Source organism: Phenylobacterium sp. (assembly GCF_036563285.1).
Classification (GTDB): Bacteria; Pseudomonadota; Alphaproteobacteria; order Caulobacterales; family Caulobacteraceae; genus Phenylobacterium.
Genome location: NZ_DATCMR010000005.1, coordinates 1 through 22,057, shown reverse-complemented (window position 1 = coordinate 22,057; position 22,057 = coordinate 1). Strand labels below are relative to the sequence as shown.

The window sequence follows — 22,057 nt, the reverse complement described above, 5'->3', positions numbered from 1 at the left end:
GTCATGGACCCTCTTTCATCGACGAAGGTCGCGCTGGTCTGGCGCGGCGAAGGGCGCGAGCGCGGCCAGGTGCGGCTGGTGGACAGCCGCTTCGCCGCTATAGCCCACGCCTTGGCTGAAGCCGGCCTCACGCCGGAGCCCTGCATCTACGCCGAGGAGGCGGAGGCCGCGGTGCGCGCCCAGCTGCTCGGCTGTGCGGCGGCTCTGGTGTTCGTAAACCCGCTGCAGGACGGACGCCGCCGCTACGGGCTCGATGCGCTGCTGCGCGAGGCAGCCGCGAAGGGCGTGCAGGTGAGCGCCCATCCCGACGTGATCGACAGGCTGGGCGTGAAGGCGGTGCTGTGGCGCACGCGGGACATCGGCTGGGGCTCGGACGTCCATTTCCACGAGGATCCGGAGTCCTTCGCGCGCGACTTCCCCGCCCGCGTCGCGGCGGGTCCACGGGTGCTCAAGCCGAACCGCGGCAACGGCGGCCACGGCGTGTGGAAGGTGGAGGCCGGGCCGGACGGGAGGGTGCAGGTGCAGGCCGCCGACGGCGATCCCACGCCGCGGGCGCTCTCGATGGCGGCGCTTCTCAAGGCCTGCGCGCGGGACTTCGGCGAGGCCGGCGGGCTGGTGGACCAAGCGTTCCAGCCGCGCATCGGGGAGGGGATGGTCCGCTGCTACATGTCCGGCAACCGCTGCGCGGGCTTCGGCCGCCAGCGGGTGAAGGCATTGGGTCCCGCGGAGGCGTTATCCGGTCGCAGGCTCTATTCGGGACCCGACGACCTCCGCTTCCAGGGACTACGCCGCCGCATGGAAGCCGAATGGGTCCCGGCGCTGTGCCGGGCGCTGCAGATCGACGCCGACCAGTTGCCGGCGATCTGGGACGCGGACTTCTTCCACGGCGAGAGCGAGGACGCGTGGGTGCTCTGCGAGATCAACGCGAGCTCGGTCTTCCCGATGCCCGAGGAGGCGCCGCGCGAGATCGCCCGCACCGTGGCGGGACGGCTCGCGCGGCGGCCGGTCGCTACTGGATGATCCAGTCCGAGAGCGTGAGGCCGGACGGCGCCACGTGCTCGATCTGGAAGACGTAGTTCGGCCACTCCGGGTTCGGTCCGCCGGCGTCGCGGTCGAACAGGACCTTGGTGCCGCCGGCCCCGTCGTCGATCAGCCGCATGTAGCCGGCGGCGAAGGGGTCCGTGCCGGTGTAGCCCACCGCGTCGAATAGGGCGCGCAGGTCGATCTTGTCGGTCCCGTGCACGAAGTCGGTGATCTTGGCCGGCGACCAGTTCTCCTTGCCGAATACGAAATAGTCGGCGCCACCGCCGCCGGTCAGCACGTCCGAGCCTTGGCTGGAGATCAGGGTGTCGTTGTTGGCCGTGCCGACCAGGGTGGAGCCCGGTCCGGGCGAGGTGATCGTCTGCCCCGGCGTCCCGCCCGGCGGCGGGGTGGTCGCGGAGTCGTCGTTGGTGATCGTGCCGGTGGCCGTCGCCGTGCCCAGGGTCGCGCCCGTGGGGCCCGTCAGCCGGACGGTGAAGGTCTCGTTCGCCTCCACCGCGGTGTCCCCGGTGACGTAGACGGTGAAGGTCTTCGACCCCTCGCCGTCGGCGAAGTTGAGCTTTCCGAGCGGCAGGGTCCCGTTCTGGAAGTCGGCGCCGGAGGCCGGGTTGGCGCCTGAGGCGCTCACCGACCAGTCCACGCTGGCCGTCCCGCTCGTGGAGCCGGTGCGGGTCACCGTGTAGGTGAAGGCCGTGAGACCGGTATTGCCTTCGGCGAGGGTCACCGAGGTAGCGCTGAACGAGAGCACGGGGCTCGATGGCGGCGGCGGCGGCGGCGGTGTCGTGCCGCCGGAGCCGGCGAGCTGGGCCCAGCTGGTGGAGGGCGAGACACCCTGCAGCTGGATGATGTAGCTCGGCCACTGCTGTCCCGTGGCGGCGCCGTCGCGGTCGAACAGGACCTTGGTCCCGCCGGCGTCGTCGCTGATCAGCCAGATGTACTTGTCGGCCACCGGATCCGTGCCGGTGTAGCCCGCCGCCTGGAAGAGGGCCGACAGGTCCAGCTTGTCCGTGCCGACGGCGAAGTCGGTGACACGGGCCGGCGACCAGGGCTCCTTGGCCCAGGCGAACTTGTCCGCCCCCGCACCGCCGGTGAGCACGTCGGAGCCCTGGCTGGCGTTGATCGTATCGTCGCCGGAGCCGGCGACCACCGTCGAGCCGGGGCCCGGCGAATTGTACACCTGACCCGAGCCGGAAGGCGGCGGGGTGGTGGTGCTGTCGTCGTTCGTGATGACGCCGGTCGCGCTCGCCGTGCCCAGGGTCGCGCCAGAGGCGCCGGAGAGCATGAGCGTGAAGCCCTCGTTCTGCTCGACGCTGGTGTCGCCCGCCACGTTGACGACGATCGTCTTCGAGGTCTCGCCGGCCGCGAAGGTGAGTGTGCCGGCGGGCAGGGCATTGCCCGCGAAATCCGCCGCCGCGGCGGGGTTCGTCCCGGATCCGGTGACCGCCCAGTTCACCGTCGAGGTCCCGGTGGTCGAACCGGTGCGGGTCACCGTGTAGCTGAACGCGGTGAGGCCGGAGTTGCCTTCCGCAAGGCTCAGCGTCGTGGTGGTGAGCGAAACCTGCGGGCTGGTGGGTGGCGGCGGCGGCGGAGTCGTGCCGCCGGAGCCGGCGAGCTGCGCCCAGCTGGTGGAGGGCGAGACGCCCTGCAGCTGGATGATGTAGCTCGGCCACTGCTGGCCCGTGGCCGCGCCGTCGCGGTCGAACAGGACCTTGGTCCCGCCGGCGTCGTCGCTGATCAGCCAGATGTACTTGTCGGCCACCGGATCCGTGCCGGTGTAGCCCGCCGCCTGGAAGAGCGCCGACAGGTCCAGCTTGTCCGTGCCGACCGCGAAGTCGGTCACGCGCGCCGGCGACCAGGGCTCCTTGGCCCAGGCGAACTTGTCCGCCCCGGCGCCGCCGGTCAGCACGTCAGAGCCCTGGCTGGCGTTGATGGTGTCGTCGCCGGAGCCGGCCACGACCGTCGAGCCGGGGCCCGGCGAATTGTACACCTGACCCGAGCCGGAAGGCGGCGGGGTGGTGGTCTGGTCGTCGTTGGTGATCACGCCGGCCGCGGTCGCCGTGCCCAGAACGGCGCCGCTCGCGCCCGAGAGCGTGACCGTGAAGCCTTCGGTCTGCTCGACGGTGGTGTCGCCTGCGACGTTCACGGTGATCGTCTTGGAGGTCTCGCCGGCCGCGAAGGTGAGCGAGCCGAACGGCAAGGTCCCGCCGGTGAAGTCGCCCGCCGCGGCGGCGTTCGTGCCGGAGCCGCTGACGGCCCAGTTCACCGTCGACGAGCCCGTCGTCGGGCCGCTGCGGGTCACCGTAAAGGTGAAGGCGGTGGAGCCCGAGTTGCCTTCGTTCAGCGTCACCGTGCCGGTGGAGAATCCGAGCGTGGTGGTCCCGCCGGTGGGCGGCGGCGGCGGGGCGCCGCCGTTGTCGCCATCGGCCTGGATGAATCCGGTGGCCGTGGCCTGGCCGAGCTTGGCGCCGACCGGGTTCAGCAGGGTGACCAGGAACTCCTCGGTCCCTTCGACGTAGGTGTCGCCCTGCACCAGCACCGTGATCGTGGCGCTAGCCTGGTTGGGCTCGAAGGTGGCCACGCCCGAGGGGAACGCGCCGCCCACGAAGTCGAGCGCGTCCGCGGGGGCAGCGCCCTGGCCGCGCACCGACCAGGCGACCGTGGTCTTCTGCGACAGGTCGAAGTCGCGGGTGATGGTGAAGGTGAAGGCGGTGGAGCCGGAGTTGCCCTCCGGCTTGGCCACCCCCGCCATCGGCCCGATCGAGACGATGGCGCTGACGCCCGGCGGCGGGTTGTTCACGGAATAGAGCTGCTGGCCCGAGCCCGACTGGGCGATCAGGTCGCCGTTCTGCGCCAAGCCCGTGAGGTCGCCGGTGAGTTGCCGCTCCGGGCCGTACCAGCCTTTCCCGCCGTAGGCCCAGCCGTCATAGACGCGCGCATGCGTCGTGCCGTCCGTGGCGTCCCAGCTGGCGGCGAAGTTGCCGCGCGGCATGGCCACGAAGTCGATGTCGCCGGTGGAGTTGCCGAGCTGGTGCTTGGTGAAGGTCCCCTTCGACGGGTCGAAGATCATCGCCCAGGCCGACTGGCCGGTGATCGCCGGGTTCATGTAGCCGACCACGACGCGGCCGTCGGTGAGCCAGGTCCCGGAGCCGGTGAAGACGCTGGAGCTGCCGGCCATCAGCGGGGTCGCCGGGCCCAGCACGCCGCCGTTCGACACTGCGCCGAACACTGCGCCGCCCTGCTCGTAGATCACGAAGGTCTTCTCGGGCGGCAGGGTCGCGGGCTTTGCGCCATAGACGGCGATCTTGGCCGACGACAGCGCCTGGCCATCCTGGTCGAAGAACAGGGACTGCTGCGGCGTGCCGCTGGTCTGGCCGCCGTCGGGCTTCAGGGTCGCGACCGGCAGCTCGGGCTGGCCGCGCTGGATCACCGCCGAATTGTCCGCCAGGTTGTAGACGCGGACGTAGTCCACCTTCATCGAGTCCGGGAACTGCAGGGAGTTCGGCTCACCGCCCCAGCCGCCGACCGCCATGTTGACGATCAGGCCCATGGGCTCGGTCCAGTTGGCCGGCGTCGGCGCCTGCAGGACGGCTATGCCGTCGTAGTAGAAGGTCACCGTCTGCGGCGTCCAGAGCATGCCGTAGGTGTGGAAGCCGGTCGGGTCGATCTTCAGCGCGTTGTCGTAGATGTTGTCGCCGCCGCCCCAGGCGCGCCGGTAGTCTACGTAGGGGGTGGCCGCCAGGCCCTCCATGATGTCGGCTTCCACCTGCGCCACATAGGGCGTGGGCATCAGCCAGAAGGCCGGCCAGGTGCCGTGCGCCGTCGGCAGCTGGGCCTTCATCTCGAAGTAGCCGTACTGCTGCTCGAAGGTTCCGAGCGTATTGACCATCCCGGAGTAGTACTCGCGGCCCCAGGAGCCCTCGCGCTCGGCGTCGGGGATGCGCTTGGCGGTGATCGACAGCACGCCGTTGGAGATGGTCAGCGGCTGGTAGCCCACCGCCTGCTCGCCCTGCCCGTAGTAGTCCGGCTGGACATAGACCTGCCGCTCGCCGTTGGAGGTGAGCGTGTAGGCCCACTCATCCTTCAGGTTGCCGCCGTAGTTGGTCTTCCACAGGCCCGTGCCGGTGTTCGGGTCCCACACCGACAGGGCGTTGAAATTGTCCTCGAAGGTGATGGCGCCCAGCTTTGTGGTGTCGAGCGGCAGCAGGAACTGGCGGTCGACGAAGCTGCCCAGCGTCGTCCCGCGGAACGTCAGGGTCTCCGTGGTCGAGAGCTTCAGGACCACGTCGCCGCCCACCTGGGTCATGGCGCCCCGGATGTCGGCGGCGCTGTTGAAGCCGTAGCCCCACAGCTGCAGCTGGTCGTTGCCCTGCCAGTTGTAGATGACGTCGGAGCCTTCGCCGGCCTTCACGACGAAGGTGGTCTTGGCCGTCTTGGCGCCCACCATCACGTCGTCGCCGCCGGCGCCGTAGATCCAGTGGCTCTGGTCGTCGACGACGATCAGGTTCCCCAGCTCGTTGCCGTACGCGTAGTTGAAGGCGCCGTTGACCTGCAGGTTCTCGATGTTCGGCGCGGCCCTCAGGCTCGTCCAGCCGATCATGGTGTCGATGCCGCCGTTGGCCTGCTCCTGCACGCGGTCGCGCGTGTCGGTGATCCAGAAGCGGTTGCCGTAGCTGTTGCCGATGAGCAGGTCGCCGCCGCCCTCGCCCGACAGGGACGAGCCCGGTGCGTTCGGCGCGTTGATCGTCTCGTTGCCCGCCGACGTACCCGACACCCGACCCTGTTCGGTCTCGGTTTCGGGCATGGGTTGGCCACGCGCGTTGATATAGGTCATCCACCAGCTCCGGAGTTAGCCCGCCAGAAACTCGCAACCCGACGACAAGTTCAAATGGCAAGGGCGGGGTGGAAAATTTATTGTGCGACAGTGCTTTGCAGAAATGTACAGCAACGCTATCCGGGCGTTACGGAGCAGCTCTAAGGTTGAGCTCGGCTGTAGAAGCCGACCAGCTTCGCTTTAGCTGCGTCGGTCGTCCGAAAATTTGCGAGAACAAACCTAAAGTACCGGAACTTTCGATCTTTCTCCCCAGTTGTTGCGCCCCATCAATCCTCGAAGCTGCGCGGCTGCTCGGCCTGCGCGGACAGGCGCGCGCGGGCGGATTGCACCTTGGCGCGCAATGCGGCGATCTCCCCCTTCAGCCGGTCGGCGGCGCGGCGCGCCTCGTCTTCAGGGGAGCAGTCGGGCGTGCGGGAGGCCTCGGAATCGGAACTGGCCATCGGCGCGTGAAGCCCCGGAGCAGTCCCTCGCGCACAAGATCGCGCGTCCAAGGTGAACCGCGCCTGAAAAACCCAGGAATCCTTCCTGGGTCTCGCGCGTTACACGGCGAAGGAGAGGAGGCTCGCCAATGACCGTTCAAGTCGCAGAGGCCACCCTGCAGCGCCGGTTCTCCGTCCATGGGGTCGAGGAGGCGCCCAGCCGCGGCCACATGGTCGAAGGCGTGAGCTTCGAGGACGCCGCCCTGCACTACATCGAGGATTGCCACCCCGCGCCCGACTCCGACGACGAGGTCGCCCTGTTCGTGGAGGACTGCGAGACCGGCGAGCGCCAGTGCTTCCGCATCGACCTCACCACGGGCGAAGCCGCGCCCTGCGACTGACGACCGCCGCGCAATGAAAAAGGGCCGCGGACCTTCCAGTCCGCGGCCCCGTCTTTCAGACGAGCTGGGCGCTAGAGCACGCCCAGCATCTCGGCCACCAGCGGGTGGCGGACGATGTCGCGGTCCTCGAGGCGCACGACCGACACGTTGCCGACCTCCTCCAGGCGGGCGGCGACGTTGGCCAGACCCGAGATCTCCGGCAGCAGGTCGGACTGGTTGGGATCGCCCGTAACCACCATGGTCGAGTGCCAGCCCAGGCGGGTGAGCAGCATCTTCAACTGCACGTAGGTGCAGTTCTGGGCCTCGTCGATCACCACGAAGGCGTTGTTCAGCGTGCGGCCGCGCATGAAGCCCACCGGCGCGATCTCGATGGCGCCCTCCGCCATCAGCGCGCGCACGCGCTTCATGGAGAGCCGGTCCGACAGCGCGTCGTAGAGCGGGCGCAGGTAGGGTGCGAGCTTGTCCTCCGCGTCGCCCGGCAGGAACCCGATGGACTCGCCGGCCTCCACGGCCGGGCGGGAGAGCACGATGCGCCCGACGCGGCCGGCCTCCAGGGCCTCCACCGCCTTGGCGATGGCCAAGTAGGTCTTGCCGGTGCCCGCCGGGCCCAGCGCCATGACCAGGTTCTTCTCGTCGATGGCCTTGATCAGCCGCGCCTGGCCCTCGGACTTGGCCTTGATGGTCTTCAGGTAGCCCTGCTCGCGGTCCTCGCCCGGCGCGTGGTTGTGATTACTGTGCGCGAGCGGCGACCAGCCCCGATCCACCGGCAGCCGGCGGACCTTATCGTCCCCCTCGAACTGTCCGGCGTCGAACGCGCCTTCGCGCAGCTGTCGCTTCAGGGCTCGCTTGCTCATTCACAGGCCTCCTAGTGGGGCATGAAAAAAGGGCGTCCCGCGTGGGAGCGCCCTTGGGTGGACTTGGGTGTTGGGGAGCGGCGGCGCGCGGGACCGTCGGGCCCGCTTTCGAACTCTGGTCCGGGCGCAACCGCCCGAAGGAAAGACCAACTCGGCGCCATCAACTCCGTCCAGCGCGAGACACGGGACCGATGCTCGGCCCGCGGCGGGATCGAAGAGGCTACCGCCCCTTCGAATCGCCTGACTAGAATGATGCTAGCGTGGTTTCCGAGAGATTAAGCGGACCGTTTGCCGCAAGCATCGAGGTGAGGGGATGGCCGTCTATTGTTTAGGTGATGTGACACCTGAGCTACCGAACGACGACGAATACTGGATAGCGCCGAACGCCGCCGTTATTGGCAGAGTGATTCTCAAGAAGAACGCGTCGGTGTGGTGGGGTGCGACACTTCGCGGGGACAACGACCCAATCGTCGTGGGCGAGAACTCCAACGTCCAGGACGGCTCCGTCCTGCACACCGATTCCGGCTCGCCTCTGATCCTCGGCGCCAACGTCACCGTGGGTCATCTCGTGATGCTTCATGGCTGCACCATCGGCGACGGCTCGCTGGTGGGCATCGGCTCGATCGTGCTGAACGGCGCGAAGATCGGGAAGAACTGCCTGATCGGCGCCAACTGCCTGATCACCGAAGGGAAGGAGATTCCCGATAACTCCCTGGTCATGGGCGCCCCGGGCAAGGTTGTCCGCGAGCTCACGCCCGAACAGGCCTCGATGGTTGCGATGGGCGCTGCGCACTACGTGGAGAACTGGCAGCGGTACCGGCGGGAGCTGGGACCAGCATGACCTTATTCCCTCCCCAGAAGGGGGGAAATTAGCGCCCCTACTCCCCCGTCTCGTCGCCCACCGCCTCGGCGACCAGCCTGCGCCACACCGGATCGGCGTCGTCGACCAGGTCCACGTCGTCCAGCAACGCCACCACGCCCGTGCCGTCCGGCAGGATCAGGCCCAGCACCTCCATGGTCTCGCCGTCCGCCGTGTCGTGCGCCTCGGCCTGGACGGCGACGGCGGCCTGTTCGCCGTCCTCCTCCCACCAGATCACCGGCTGCGGCAGCTCCATCTCCAGCGGCCGCGGATTGCCGCTGTCCGTGAGCGCGAAGACGGCCGCGCCGCGCTGCACGTCGTCGAGCACCGCGACCGTGCCGGTGAATGGCGCCAGCCTCTGCCAGTCGTCGACGTCGTAGCCGCCGCCGTCCTCGTCGAAACCTTCGCTCATGTACGGCCTCCTTGACGAACGCTGCGGCGCCTGACGAGCCTGCTCCCCAGGAAAAAGCGGAGGGCCCGATGACCTACCAGTTCATCCAGGTGGAGCGCGAGGGGCCGGTCACCGTCTTCACGCTGAACCGGCCGCAGGTGATGAACGCCCTGCACTCGCCGGCGCACTTCGAGCTGCACGAGGCCTTCGACGCCTTCGCGGCCGATCCGGACCAGTGGGTGGGCATCGTCACCGGCGCCGGCGAGCGCGCCTTCTCCGCGGGCAATGACCTGAAGCACCAGGCCGGCGGCGGCGAAATGAAGTCGCCGCCTTCGGGGTTTGCCGGCCTCACCTCCCGCTTCGACCTGACGAAGCCGCTGATCGCGGCGGTCAACGGAGTGGCCATGGGCGGCGGCTTCGAGATCGCGCTGGCCTGCGACATCATCATAGCCTCGGAAGCCGCGACCTTCGCCCTGCCGGAGCCGCGGGTGGGCCTGGCCGCGCTGGCCGGCGGCCTGCACCGGCTGCCGCGGGCGATAGGGACGAAGCGGGCCATGGGCATGATCCTCACCGGTCGCCGCGTCTCCGCCGCCGAGGGCCTGGAGCTGGGCTTCGTCAACGAGGTCACCGCCCCGCAGGACCTGATGCGCACCGCGCGGGAGTGGGCCCAGCGGATCTGCGAGCTGTCGCCGATGTCGGTGCGCGCTTCCAAGGAAGCCGTGCTGAAGGGGCTCGACGAACCCAGCCTGGAAGCCGCCATCCGAGGCCAGAACCGCTATCCGGCGGTCGCAGCCCTTTACAAGAGCGAGGACTTCATCGAGGGGCCGCGAGCCTTCGCCGAGAAGCGCGCGCCGCAGTGGAAGGGCCGGTGACAGATCGCCGCCGAGGCTTGTCCCGATAGCCTGACTTGATCACAGTCCCGGCGCTGAGGTCGGGGGGCTTCCATGGATCTGGACACGGCGGGCGCGGCGGCCACGGCGGGGCTGGCGAGCGCCGCCATCGAGAAGCGCACGGGCAAGGCGGGGGAGGCGCACAGCCACTGCCCGGACTGCGGCGCTGCGCTGGTGGGCCGGTTCTGCCATGACTGCGGCCAGCCGGCGCACACCCACCGCAGCCTGCTCCACCTTGGCGAGGAGCTGCTGCACGGGGTGATGCATTTCGACGGGCGCGTGTTCCGCGCCCTGCCGCTGCTGCTCTTCCGGCCGGGCCGGCTGACGCGCGAATGGGTGCACGGTAAGCGCACGCGCTACGTCTCGCCCCTGGCGATGTTCCTGTTCACCGCCTTCCTCACCTTCATGGTGCTCTCCCTGCTTCCGAAGAGCGCGGAGGACAAAGCCACGCTGCAGGACGCCATCGGCAAGGCGACGGCCGGCGCGCAGGAGGAGGCCGCAGCGGTCGAGAAGCTCGAGGCCGCGCTCGGGGTCGCCCCGCCCGACAAACGCGCGAGCGTCGAGGCCGACCTGGCGGAGGCCCGCGACGACCTCGCGCGCAAGCAGCGCCAGGCGGAGACCTTGACGGCCCTCCAGGCTTCGGGCGTCGAGCAGGACTGGAAGAAGGCGCTGGAGAAGCAGACCGGCCGCAAGATGCAGATCATCACGGGCTGGCATGCGCTCGACGAGAAGCTCGCCCACGCCATCGAGAACCCGGAGCTCGCCTGGTATAAGCTCAAGAACAGCTTCTACAAGTTCAGCTTCCTGCTGGTGCCGCTGTCGATCCCCTTCGTGGCGCTGCTGTTCGTCTGGAAGCGGGGCTTCACCCTCTACGACCACGGGGTGTTCGTCCTCTACTCCCTGACGTTCGTGTCGCTCTACATCCTGGCGACGGCCGTGCTGGGCAGTGTGGCCGAGCCGCTGGGCGTCCTGGCAGGCGGGCTGTTCCCGTTCCTGGTCCCAACGCATATGTACTACCAGCTGCAGGGCGCCTACGGCCTTCGCACCTTCTCGACACTGTGGCGGCTCTGGCTGCTGCTGTTCTTCTGCAGCATCGTGTCGCTGCTGTTCCTGATGTTGGTGGCCTACATCGGACTGTAGGCGCGCTTGCCAGAAGTTGAACGGGGCGTCACCTTCGCCGCATGGAGCGCTACGACTACATCATCGTGGGCGCCGGCTCGGCGGGCTGCGTGCTGGCGAACCGGCTTTCGGAGAACCCGGCCGCGCGGGTGCTGCTGATCGAGGCCGGCGGCAGGAACGCCTCCCTGCTGGTGCGCATGCCGGCCGGGGTCGGCCAGCTGATCGGCAAGCAGGGGCCGTTCAACTGGGGCTTCTGGACGGAGCCGGAGCCGCACCTCGAGAACCGCCGCCTGTGGTGGCCCCGCGGCAAGGGCTGGGGCGGCTCCTCGGCCATCAACGGCATGGTCTACATCCGCGGCCACGCGCGCGACTACGACCAGTGGCGGCAGATGGGGCTGACCGGCTGGGGCTACGCCGACGTGCTTCCCTACTTCAAGCGCTCCGAATGCTTCGAGGGCGGCGCCGATCCCTGGCACGGCCACGAAGGCCCGATGAAGATCTCGAGGGCCGCCTCGCCGAACCCGATCTACAAGGCCAGCATCGAGGCCGGCGCCCAGGCGGGCTATCCGCTCACCGCCGACTTCAACGGCTTCCAGCAGGAGGGCTTCGGCCCCTACCAGCTCACCATCCATGACGGCGAGCGCTGGAGCGCCGCCAAGGGCTACCTGCATCCCGCGCTGTCGCGGCCGAACCTGACGACGGTCACCGGCGTGCGGACCTCGCGCATCGTGATCGAGAACGGCCGCGCGACAGGCGTCGAGGTGATCGAGAAAAAGGGCAAGCGCGTCATCCACGCCGACGTGGAGGTGCTGCTGTGCGCAGGCGCGGTGCAGTCGCCCCATATCCTGCAGCTCTCGGGCGTCGGCGATCCCGAGGAGCTGACGCGCCACGGAGTCGAGGTGGTTCATGCGCTGCCCGGCGTGGGCGCGAACCTGCAGGACCACCTGGACGTGACCCTGTCCTGGGAGTGCCCGCAGCCGATCACCGTCTATTCCCTGCGCAAGGGGCTGGTGCGGACGCTGGGCGTCGGCCTGTCCTACATGTTCGGGCGCAAGGGGATCGGGCGGCAGAACTTCCTCGAGAGCGGCGCCTTCCTGCGCTCGCGACCCGACCTCGACCGGCCGGACCTGCAGATCCACACCGTGCTCGCCATCATGCAGGACCACGGCAAGGTGTCGGTGGCCAAGGACGGCTTCACCTTCCACGTCTGTCAGCTGCGGCCGGAGAGCCGAGGCCGCGTGGGCCTGAAGAGCGCCGATCCGCTCGACGATCCCGCCATCTTCGCCAACTACCTCTCCGCCGAGGAGGACCGCCGCGCGATCCGCGAAGGCGTGAAGATGATGCGCGAGGTGGCGGCCCAGGCGGCGCTCGATCCCTATCGCGGGGCCGAGTATTCGCCCGGCGAGGCGGTGAAGACCGACGCCGAGCTCGACGCCTGGATCCGCCGCACCGCCGAGACGATCTATCACCCGGTCGGCACCTGCCGCATGGGCGCGGACGGCGACGCGATGGCCGTCGTCGACGGGGAGGGGAAGGTGCGTGGCCTCCACGGCCTGCGCGTCGTCGACGCCTCAATCATGCCGACGCTGGTGGGCGGCAACACCAACGCCCCCACCATCATGATCGCCGAGAAGATCGCCGACGCCATCCGCGGGAACGCCTACCTGGCACCCGAGGAGGTCCCAGTGGCCGGCGACGACCGCAAGGCGGCCTGAGTTCTTGCTCAGGCGAACAGCCAGTCGCCGGGCTTGATCTGGGTGGGCGTCACGCCTTCGAGCGTGGTGATCAGGAAAGGCCAGTCGCCTGCGCCGGGTGCGTCGCGGTCGAAGTAGACCTGGGTGTTGCCGGCCCCGTCGGCGCGGAACTCCAGCCGGCGATCGGCGATCGGGTCGGATCCCGCATAGCCCGCACCGTCGAAGAGCTCCCGAAGGTCGAGCTTGTCGACCCCGGGGGCGAAGTCGCTGATCCGGCCGGCGTTCCACGGCAGGTCACGATAGACGAAGTGGTCGGCGCCGCCGGCGCCGGTAAGCCGGTCCGGCCCCTGGCCCGCGTTCAAGGTGTCGTCCCCCGCGCCGCCGACCAGGGTGTCGCCGTACTGGTCGGAGGTCAGCACCTCGCCGGGTTGTCCCGTGGGCGGCGGCGGAGGCGGCGGTTCCGAGCCGCCGCTCCCGGTGGAGAGCTGCGCCCAGGTGAGGCCCGCCGTCGGCACGTTCTGAAGGTGCACGATGTAGTTCGGCCATTGCTGGCCGGTGGCCATCCCGTCCCGGTCGAACAGCAGCTTCGTGCCGCCGGCGCCGTCGTCGAGCAGCCAGACGTATTTGTCGGCGATGGGGTCCGAGCCCGTGTAACCGGCCCCGCGGAACAGGGCCGAGAGGTCCAGCCGGTCCTCGCCCAACTTGAAATCGGTCACGCGCGCCGGCGACCAAGGCTCGCGGCCCCAGGTGAAGGCGTCGGCCCCGCCCCCGCCCGTCAGCACGTCCGAGCCCTGGCTGGCGTTCAGCGTGTCGTTCCCGGCCCCGCCGGTCAGCGTCGAGCCCGGCCCGGGCGAGTTGATGATCCGTCCGCCGTCGCCGGAGCTGTCGTCGTTGTTGATCACGCCTGAAGCCGTCTGCGCCCCTATGGCGGCGCCCACTGCGTTCGTGAGGTTGACGACGAACACCTCGTCGGCTTCGAGCGCGGTGTCGCCGGCCACCTGGACGGTTATGGTCTTCGCCGTCTCGCCCGGGGCGAAGGTGAGCCGCCCGCTGGGATAGGCGCCGTTCTCGAAGTCGGACGGGCTGGCGGGATTGGAGCTGGCGCCGGCGCCGCCGACCACCCAGTCCACGCTCGCGGTCGCGCCGCTGTCGCCGGTCCGCGTCACAGTGAAGGTGAACGGCGTCAGACCGGTGTTCCCCTCGGCCTTAGTCACGGTCGAGGCCTGCATCTCGAACCGAGGCGGCGGCGGCTGGTAGGAGCTGTCGTCATTGCCGATGAAGCCCGTGGCGCTGGCCGAGCCCAGGGTCGCCCCTGTCGGGTTGGACAGTGACAGGATGAAGCTCTCTTCCCACTCCACGACCGTGTCGCCGGCGACGTTGACGGTGATGGTCTTGCCGGTCTCGCCGGGGGCGAAGGTGACCGTGCCGCTGGGCATAGTGCCGCCTGCGAAGTCCTGCGCGTCGACGGGCGAGCCGCCGCCACCAGACGCGACGGTCCAGGCGACCGAGGACGTGCCGCTCGCATCGCCCGTTCGGGTCACGTTGAAGACGTAGCGCGCGACGCCCGAATTGCCCTCCTGCAGCATGATGGAGTTGGTGGTCAGCGCGACCTGGGTGTTCGGCGGCGGGGCAGGCGGCGGCTCGCCGGCCGACGTCCCGCCGACCAGGCTCCAGCTCACCTCGGCCGTAGCGACATCCTCCAGCGTCGTGACCAGGAACGGCCCCTGCGCGCCCGCGCCGTCGGCGTCGAAATAGACCTTCGTGCCCCCTGCGCCGTCGGCCTGGAAGAAGAGGCGGCCGTCGGCTTGCGGGTCGGAGCCCGTGTAGCCGGCGGCCGTGAACAGGCGCGAGAAGTCCAGCCGATCGGCCCCCACGGCAAAGTCGGTGATCCTCCCGGAGTTCCACGGCAGGTTTTCGAAGACGAACAGGTCGCCGCCACCGTTGCCGGTGAGCACGGCCGAGTTCTGGCCGGCGTAGAACACGTCGTCGCCCGCCCCGCCGGCGAGCTTCTGGCCCGCGGTGTTGTCGGCGCGCAGCGACTGAGCCGGGGCCTCACCCGGGCCCACCGAATAGGTCTGGGCCGTGGCCTGGGACCCGCCCACGTTCACCGTCAGGACGCTGGCCTCACCGGGGCCAAAGGCGCCGGCGACGGTCCCCTGCAGAGTGAAGAGCTCGCTCTCCACACCCGACGGGCCGACCGCGAGCGCCGTGCGCGCGCCGCCGCTGTTCACCGGATCCTGCCAGCTGAGGACGTAACCGCCGCCGGCCTGGGGAAGCACCTCCAGGTGGTTGAAGCCGTCCTCGTCGCTGTGGATGAGCCGCGGCGCGCTGAGCAGGTTGGTCGCGGGATCGAAGGTCAACGCGTAGAGGTCGTGCTCGACGCCGTCATGCCGCGTCGACAGCAGCACCACCTTGCCGTCAGAGAGCGCGGCGCCCGTGAGCAGCGGGAAGTTGGTGGGCATGTCGACGGCCGTCTTGAATGACGCGCCGTCGAAGTAGCGCAGCTGGCTGCCGTAGCCGACCACGTACGCGCCGCCGGAGCCCACGCCCGCTGTGAACACGCTCGTGGCGGTGGACAGCTGTACAGAGCCGGACGTCGAATTGCCTGCCGCATCGAACGTATGCACATAGCTCTGGCCGTACTGGTACTTGCCGGCGACGCCCCAGGCGGCGACGAACCCGCCATTCCCGAGCGGATCCACCGACACGGTCGGCCACCCGTAGGCCGTGCCCAGCTGCATGACCTTCAGCAGCTCGCCCGAGGTTCCGAATACCGCGACGTTGGCCTCGCTGTCGGGCCCGCCTGTGTTCCCCGCGTTAGCCCGGAACGCCAGCACCCAACCACCGCCCGCCAAGGGGTCGAGGTCCACCGGCACGGGCGAGCCCATGTAGGAATAGCTGTTGTAGTCGATGGCGACCTGCGACTGGAGCGCCTGGCCCTGAGCGTTGTACGCCTGGGCGTAGAGGTAGTGGTTGTTGCCGACTGCGCCCTGGCGAAGCACCAGGATATCGCCGTCGTCCGCGACCGATGCCGCCACCACGGGGCCGGCGCCCAGGTCAAATCCGCCACCCGTGACGGTCAGGCTCGAATAGTCGGCCACTGGAAATCCACCTCTCGACGCGTCCCCACGCGAAGACGCGCGCTGGGTCAGCCAGCGCGCGTCGCTTGGTCAGGTAACTGGGAAGGGGGGCATAATCAGCAAGCGGAGCTATTTCACGTTTGCATCAGCTCGCGGCGCCGCCTCACACGCGCCGCGGCCGGGGTTTCACCCCCGGCCGCCCACGGACGGCGGATGGCGACTGGAGAGTCCGCGGGTCCATGGCTTCCCGGGGTCGAGCCCGGGAATGACGAGCGTGTTCTTGGGTCGTTAGGCGACGAGCCTCCCGTCCACGGCGGCTAGGCGAAGGCGCGGGCCTTCCTCGTTGGCCGCGCCGGGGCGGCGCAGGCTGCGCAGCGACAGCGTGGTGGCCGGGCGGCCCTGCAGGCGGGCCACCATCGACAGCGGCTGGTAGAGGCCGAGGTAGCGGTCCGGCGCGCCGTCGTGCGAGGTCAGCGGCGCGAACAGCACCTCCATCGGCAGGATGCCGGCGTCGGTCACCACCTCGGCGGTGGCGACCAGCGGCTCGGGACGGTTGCGCAGCTCCTCCAGCGCCGTCTGCAGGCGCAGGCGGTCGCGGTCGGCCCACAGGTGCAGGGCGTTGGCCCCGCGCAGGTCGCGCCGGTGCAGGTCGGCCACGAACCCGCCAGCCAGGCGGTACGGGTAGTAGCCCTTGATCTCGCGGCCCAGGATGAAGGTCTGGGCCATGAGCTGGCGGAAGTCGGCCGGCTGGATGTCGGCGCGCGAGGGCGCCTCACCGGGCTGGGCCCGGCTCATCCAGTAGTCGATCATCCGTTCCGTATTGGCATGGAACATAAGCGCCGTCCTTTGCGGCCAATGGCGGCCGCATGACGCTTGCAGGAAATCCGGCGCCAGCCGTCTCCTGTGCCAGCCCGGGACAGATTCACCTCTTTTCGGGACGGACCACCAGCTTGAAGGCAGATTCGTCCCTCAGATAGGACTCGGCCGCCCGCTTGATGTCCGCCGGCGTCACCCGCTCCAGGCCCTGGATCTGAGTCCTGATGATCTCGAACCGACGAGGATCCTCCTGCCCGCCGGACAGCTGCGCGGCCCAGTACTGGTTGGTCACCCGCGACCGCTGCAGGTTCTCGATCCGCGGCTTCTTGGCCCGGGCGAGCTCGTCGGCGGTGATCTCCCTGGTCCGCAGGTCCGCAGCGATCTTCTGCACGTCGGCGAAGAACTCGGGCAGCTTCTCCGGCGGCACCTCGACGCTGGCCGAGAGATAGCCCCAGTCGGTCCAGACCAGGCTGTGGTTGGCGCCGGCGTTCGGGCTGTAGGAAGCGCCTTGGGTCTCGCGTAGCTCCTCGGTGAGGCGCAGCTGCATGACCTCGCCTAGCAGCGCGGTCTCGCGGGCCCGCTGTGGGTTGGCCCAATAGTCGGTGGTCTTCCAGGCGATGAAGCCCACCGCCTGGTCGGCCCGGCCCTTGTGGGTGCGGACCACCGGCTCCGGCGTGCCCTTCGGGAAGCCCACCTGTCGCTGGCTTGCGGGCGGCGGCGGGGCGACCTTGGGCGCCGGCAGGGCGCCGAAGGTGCGGGCGACCGCCTCGACGGCGTTCTCGACTGTGGTGTCGCCGACGACCACGACCTCGACGGGGCCGTCCGCAAGGCGCGGCGCCACCAGGCCCTTCAGCTGCTCAAGCCTGGCGTTGGCGATCTCCTCGCGGCTCGGGAAGGTGAAGCGCCGGTCGCCGGGGTGGAGCAGGGCGTTCAGGTCGCGCCCGAGCACGCCGCCGGTGGTGGCCTCCAGCTGGTCGTGGATGGTCTTGCCCGCCGCCTTCAGCCGGTCGAAGGCCTCCGGACGCCAGCCGGGCTCGGCGTAATAGGCGGCCAGCACCTGCATCTGCACGGCCAGGTCCGCGGGCCGGGTGCGGCCGGCGAGCACGAAGACGTCCTCGTTGAAGCCGAAGTTGGCGTCATAGATCCTCGAGGACAGGACGCGCTCCATGTCCTCGCTGGTGATCCTCTTCAGGCCGCCCTCCACGAAGGCGCCGGAGAGCCAGGCGAGGTTCTGCCCGTCCTTGGGGATGTCCAGCATGCCGTGGCCGACGTTGACGCGGACCAGGATCTCGTCGTCCCGGAACTTCGTGGGCTTCACCGTCAGGCGCACGCCGTTCTCGAAGCGAACCAGGGTGGCGCCCAGGTCGGTCAGCTCGCGGCGCTCGGCGACCTTGCCGGGCGCGCCGAAGCTCTCGTAGGGCCACTTCACCTGGGCCAAGGCCGCGGGCGGCGTGACGGCGACCTTCTGCGACTCCGCCAGGGCGGCCAGCAGGGTCCTCTCGCCGCCCTCGATCGGCTGAGGCGAGGCGACGAAGAGCAGCGGGCCTTCGCCCTGGAAGGCGGCCTTCAGGGCGGCCGAGACCTGCTCGGCCTTCAGGCCCTTCACCGTCTCCTCGAACAGGGCGAGCTCCTGGGCAGGGCTGGTCACCACCCGCGCGTCCTTGAGCGAGCCCACGATCTCGTTGGCGAGCGCCGGCGGGCGCCGGGTGGCCGCGCCGGCGGCGGCGGCCTTTAGCTGGGCGCGGAACTCCTCGATCTCGCGGTCGAGCTCGTCCTGGCGCACGCCGTACTGCACGGCGCGGCGCTGCTCGCGCTCGGCGGCGGCCAGCGCCTCGCGCCAGCGGGAAGGCTCAGCGTTGACGCCCACGGAAGTGACCTCCGCCGTGCGGACTTGGTCCCCAGAGTTGGCCCCAGCATAGATGAAGGGTGGCTGCGGCTGGCGCGCGATGGTGGAGTAGCGCCGGTTGAGCACCGCGAAGCCCAGGGCCTCCACCAGCTCACGCTTGCGCTCGGCGACGGTGTCGGGGTCGAGGTCCGGCGGCCGGACCCAGGCAAGCTGCATGCTCAGCGGCACGCCGGTCTCAACCACCAGCTTGGCTTCGGCTCCGCGTGGCTTGATGCGGCCCAGGTCAGGGTCGACGCCGCCGGGTCCCTGCGCCTTCCAGTCGCCGAACTTGGCGCGGATCTTCGCCTCCATGGCGTCGACGTCGAAGTCGCCGACGGCCACCAGCACCGCCCGCTCTGGCCGGTACCAGCGGCGGTAGAACTCGGCGATGCGTGAGGCAGGCGCGGTCTTCAGAACCTCCACCTGGCCGATGGGGTAGCGCGTCGTCACCCGCTGGCCGGGGAACAGGAAGGCGAACCGCTCCTTGAGCACGCGGTAGGCCGGGGTGTCGCGGGTCCGCTCCTCTGAGAGGACGACGCCGCGTTCCCGGTCGACGGCCTTGGGATCGATCGCGAGGTTGCCGGCCGCTTCCCGCATCAGCATCAGCGAGGTGTCGACCGTCTCGGCGTTCGTCTTCGGCAGGTCGAGCATGTAGATGGTCTGGTCGAAGCCGGTGGACGCGTTGGTGTCGGCGCCGAACGAGAGGCCCAGCCGCTCCAGGATCTTGATCATCTCGCCTTCCTTCACGGCCGAGGAGCCGTTGAACGCCATGTGCTCGAGGAAGTGGGCGAGGCCCTGCTCGGCGTCGGTCTCCATCAGGGAGCCGGTGTCGAACCACATCCTGATCGCGCCCTGGCCGGCGGGGATCGACTGCTTGCGGATGGCGTAGCGCATGCCGTTGGGCAGGGCGCCGAAGCGGATGTCTGGGTCGGCCTTCACGTCGGAGAGGGCCTGCGGCCACTGGCCCTTGGCGAGCTTCGGCGCGGCGGCCGCCGGCTGCGCGGGCGCGCCCGTCGGCGCAAGGCTCGTGAGCGCAAGGGAGAACGCTGCGGCGAGGGCGGGCCCCACGCGCTGTAGACGGATCATCTAGATGTCCTGGAAATCGGCCATGCAGTCGCAGCGCACCTTCTAGGAGCCCCGTGGCGCCTGCAAGGCGGGAAAGCGGCGCCCGCCTCGCGCCCGGGTGCGTTAGTCCCTAAATGGAAGGGATGTCCGTCAGCTTCTTCGAAGAGCGCGCCGACCGGCCGGGGCCGTGGAACGCCGGCCCGGACCCGCAGTGGGAGGCCCCCAGGCCGGCGCGCGAGCCGGTGTTCAACAACGGCGCCTGGTACGTGCTCCTGATGGTGGCGGTGGTCGTCGGCGGCTACGCCCTCCAGTCGCGGTTGCCCCCGGGACTGGTCGCCGCATTCTATTTCGTGCCCGCCGACCTGCTGCACGGACGCTGGGAGACGGCGCTCACCGCCGTCTTCCTGCACGGCAACTGGACGCACGCCCTGTTCAACGCCGCTTTCCTGCTGGCGTTCGGGACACCTGTGGCGCGGATGCTGGGACTGGGCCTGCGTGGCGCGCTCGCCTTCCTCGGCTTCTATGTGCTCACCGGCGTGCTCGCCAACCTTGCGTTCGCGGCGGTCCACTGGGGCAGCGAGATCGCGGTCGTCGGCGCGTCGGGGGCGGTCTCGGCCCTGATGGCGGCGGCCGCGCGGGTGATGGCCGGCAGAGGTCGCCTGGGGCCGGTCTTCGCCCGCTTCGTGCTCACCATGGGCGCCGCCTGGGTGCTGGTGAACGCGCTGATCGCTGTCGTGCTGGCCCAGCTCGGCAACGAGATCCTCCCCGGAACGGGCGGGGCAGGGGTGGCCTGGGAGGCCCACATCGCGGGCTTCGTCCTGGGCGCCTTGCTGATCAGCCCCTTCGCCTGGCTGGCCGGACGCCGCTGAGGGCGCTTCACGCGCGCGTGCATTGATTCCCCGCGCCGATAGGAGAACGGTGTTTCCTGACGGAACGAGGGAAGGAACGGCGAAGGTGCTGGTCTCGCAGATCCTCAGGAGCAAGGGCGACACGGTGTTCACGGTGGGGCCGCAGGACACGGTCGAGGCCGTGGCGAACCTCCTCAACACGCGGCGGGTGGGCGCCCTGGTGGTGCTCGACAACGACCGCGTGGCGGGCATCGTCTCCGAGCGCGACATCGTGCGCATCGTGGCCGAGGGCGGACCGGAGTCGCTGAAGCGGCCCGTCTCGGCCTGCATGACCAAGGACGTGCTCTACGCCGAACCCGGCGAGACGGTGGACTCCTTGCTCGCCCGCATGACCGACCGGCGCATCCGCCACTTGCCGGTGTGCAGGTCCGAGCGGCTGGTGGGCATCGTCTCCATCGGCGACCTCGTGAAGTCGAAGATCAGCGAGGTCGAGGCCGAGGCCGACGGCCTGAAGGCCTACATCGCGGCGAGTTGACGCCTACGAGATCCCCCGTCCTCGCAGACGGGCTGAAAGCCGGCCGCCAGCCGGCGAGGGCGGGGAAGCAGGCCTTCCCCGCCCTCTTTCATTTTGGGGTCAAGCCATCCTGTCGCACGCCGGTTTTTGAGAAAGTTCGTGCGGCGCGATTGACTCGGATCGAACGGCCTCATAGATAGCGCCTCCCGCTCGGGGGCGGGGCGAACTTCGAAGCAACTGACTGGGCCGCAAGGCCTTGAAAGTCCGAGAAGAACGCCCATATCAACGAGCATCAGCCGGCATCGCCAACAGGCCCAAGAGGGGTGACCCTCGAAGTCCTCGTGACGGTGCGGTTTCGTCAGTATCCGGAGCTTCTGGAGCGCGGCGAAAATTCCTCGAAAGAGGCGGTTGACGAGCGAAGGGACGGCCACTAGATAGCCGCCTCCCGCTCGGGTCGGGGCGCGAATGCGAGATGAAAAACGAGCCGCCGAAAGGCACTTGATTTTCTCCCGCAGATGCGTATTTTCCCGAGCCTCAATCGAATCGCTACGGACGTGTGAGGGAAGCCCCTCGGCAGCCCGCGGCGGTTTTTGCGGCCAAAATCCTGGGCAACCGGGACGGCCCGCAAAAGCCTCAAAAGGCCGATTGACACGAGGTAGGCCGGTCACTAGATAGCCGCCTCCGCCGACCCGCCGGCGAAAAACAGCGGGGTCCGGTGAGAACCGGTCGGGTCTTTGACATCGTTGAATTGGAAAGAGAAACGCAGGCGGCGGCGTCCTGGCGATAGTGCTAACCACACTATCTCGACGCTGACTGTGACTGCGGTCTCTTGAAGACACCATGAATATGGTCGGACTTCGGTTCGGCCACGATTTGTGGGAACTCGTCAAGAACTACGCAGACTATAGCCAGCCGATCTCTAGTAGATCGGGGACGCAGAAAGTCAGAACGTCAACTCAACCTGAGAGTTTGATCCTGGCTCAGAGCGAACGCTGGCGGCAGGCCTAATACATGCAAGTCGAGCGCACCTTCGGGTGAGCGGCGGACGGGTGAGTAACGCGTGGGAACGTGCCCTTTGGTACGGAACAACTGAGGGAAACTTCAGCTAATACCGTATGTGCCCTTCGGGGGAAAGATTTATCGCCATTGGAGCGGCCCGCGTTGGATTAGGTAGTTGGTGGGGTAAAGGCCTACCAAGCCTACGATCCATAGCTGGTCTGAGAGGATGATCAGCCACACTGGGACTGAGACACGGCCCAGACTCCTACGGGAGGCAGCAGTAGGGAATCTTGCGCAATGGGCGAAAGCCTGACGCAGCCATGCCGCGTGTATGATGAAGGTCTTAGGATT

15 protein-coding genes and 1 rRNA gene are annotated in these 22,057 nt (G+C 69.0%); 9 read left to right on the top strand and 7 right to left on the bottom strand.

What is annotated here, in order from left to right:
* Positions 1-3: 3 nt before the first annotated feature.
* A complete protein-coding gene (locus VIL76_RS03335) occupies positions 4-1,020 on the top strand; it encodes a Cj0069 family protein (protein WP_332043572.1) in 1,017 nt (338 codons plus the stop codon).
* Here the strand turns inward: VIL76_RS03335 and VIL76_RS03330 are convergent.
* Both VIL76_RS03330 and VIL76_RS03325 read right to left on the bottom strand, forming a co-directional pair.
* Positions 1,010-5,872, bottom strand: a complete 4,863-nt coding sequence (locus tag VIL76_RS03330) for a Calx-beta domain-containing protein (protein WP_332043571.1) — start codon at positions 5,870-5,872, stop codon at positions 1,010-1,012. The genes VIL76_RS03335 and VIL76_RS03330 overlap by 11 nt on opposite strands.
* 266 nt (positions 5,873-6,138) lie before the next feature.
* On the bottom strand, positions 6,139-6,312 hold the full coding sequence (locus VIL76_RS03325) for a hypothetical protein (protein ID WP_332043570.1): 174 nt from the start codon (positions 6,310-6,312) through the stop codon (positions 6,139-6,141).
* Between the two features lie 128 nt (positions 6,313-6,440).
* On the opposite strand from VIL76_RS03325, the gene VIL76_RS03320 reads away from it, so the two are divergent.
* A complete protein-coding gene (locus VIL76_RS03320; protein WP_332043569.1) occupies positions 6,441-6,692 on the top strand; it encodes a DUF5961 family protein in 252 nt (83 codons plus the stop codon).
* 71 nt (positions 6,693-6,763) lie between these two features.
* Here the strand turns inward: VIL76_RS03320 and VIL76_RS03315 are convergent, their stop codons facing one another.
* Entirely contained in the window at positions 6,764-7,546 is a 783-nt protein-coding gene (locus tag VIL76_RS03315; RefSeq protein ID WP_332043568.1) for a PhoH family protein, read from the bottom strand.
* Between the two features lie 313 nt (positions 7,547-7,859).
* On the opposite strand from VIL76_RS03315, the gene VIL76_RS03310 reads away from it, so the two are divergent.
* Positions 7,860-8,387 carry a gamma carbonic anhydrase family protein gene (locus VIL76_RS03310; protein WP_332043567.1) on the top strand — a complete coding sequence of 176 codons (528 nt, stop codon included), beginning with the start codon at positions 7,860-7,862 and terminating at the stop codon, positions 8,385-8,387.
* 37 nt (positions 8,388-8,424) lie between these two features.
* On the opposite strand, the gene VIL76_RS03305 is transcribed toward VIL76_RS03310, so the two are convergent.
* Complete coding sequence (locus VIL76_RS03305; protein ID WP_332043566.1) at positions 8,425-8,817, bottom strand: hypothetical protein; 393 nt, start codon at positions 8,815-8,817, stop codon at positions 8,425-8,427.
* 68 nt (positions 8,818-8,885) lie between these two features.
* Between VIL76_RS03305 and VIL76_RS03300 the strand changes: the two genes are divergently transcribed.
* The 3 genes from VIL76_RS03300 to VIL76_RS03290 all read left to right on the top strand — a co-directional run bounded on the left by VIL76_RS03300 (position 8,886) and on the right by VIL76_RS03290 (position 12,520).
* Positions 8,886-9,668: an enoyl-CoA hydratase-related protein gene (locus tag VIL76_RS03300; RefSeq protein WP_332043565.1), complete on the top strand. Its 783-nt coding sequence runs from the start codon at positions 8,886-8,888 to the stop codon at positions 9,666-9,668.
* Between the two features lie 72 nt (positions 9,669-9,740).
* Positions 9,741-10,826 carry a DUF3667 domain-containing protein gene (locus VIL76_RS03295; RefSeq protein WP_332043564.1) on the top strand — a complete coding sequence of 362 codons (1,086 nt, stop codon included), beginning with the start codon at positions 9,741-9,743 and terminating at the stop codon, positions 10,824-10,826.
* Between the two features lie 41 nt (positions 10,827-10,867).
* On the top strand, positions 10,868-12,520 hold the full coding sequence (locus VIL76_RS03290; RefSeq protein WP_332043563.1) for a choline dehydrogenase: 1,653 nt from the start codon (positions 10,868-10,870) through the stop codon (positions 12,518-12,520).
* Positions 12,521-12,528: 8 nt separating this feature from the next.
* On the opposite strand, the gene VIL76_RS03285 is transcribed toward VIL76_RS03290, so the two are convergent.
* The 3 genes from VIL76_RS03285 to VIL76_RS03275 form a co-directional block, all read right to left on the bottom strand.
* Entirely contained in the window at positions 12,529-15,600 is a 3,072-nt protein-coding gene (locus tag VIL76_RS03285) for a Calx-beta domain-containing protein (RefSeq protein ID WP_332043562.1), read from the bottom strand.
* 267 nt (positions 15,601-15,867) lie between these two features.
* Positions 15,868-16,413, bottom strand: a complete 546-nt coding sequence (locus tag VIL76_RS03280; RefSeq protein WP_332043561.1) for a PAS domain-containing protein — start codon at positions 16,411-16,413, stop codon at positions 15,868-15,870.
* Between the two features lie 88 nt (positions 16,414-16,501).
* Positions 16,502-19,366: a M16 family metallopeptidase gene (locus VIL76_RS03275; RefSeq protein WP_332043560.1), complete on the bottom strand. Its 2,865-nt coding sequence runs from the start codon at positions 19,364-19,366 to the stop codon at positions 16,502-16,504.
* Positions 19,367-19,488: 122 nt separating this feature from the next.
* Between VIL76_RS03275 and VIL76_RS03270 the strand changes: the two genes are divergently transcribed.
* The 3 genes from VIL76_RS03270 to VIL76_RS03260 form a co-directional block, all read left to right on the top strand.
* Positions 19,489-20,214: a rhomboid family intramembrane serine protease gene (locus VIL76_RS03270; RefSeq protein WP_332043559.1), complete on the top strand. Its 726-nt coding sequence runs from the start codon at positions 19,489-19,491 to the stop codon at positions 20,212-20,214.
* A gap of 85 nt (positions 20,215-20,299) precedes the next feature.
* Positions 20,300-20,728: a CBS domain-containing protein gene (locus VIL76_RS03265; RefSeq protein WP_332043558.1), complete on the top strand. Its 429-nt coding sequence runs from the start codon at positions 20,300-20,302 to the stop codon at positions 20,726-20,728.
* Positions 20,729-21,664: 936 nt separating this feature from the next.
* A 16S ribosomal RNA gene (locus VIL76_RS03260) occupies positions 21,665-22,057 on the top strand; the annotation flags it as partial.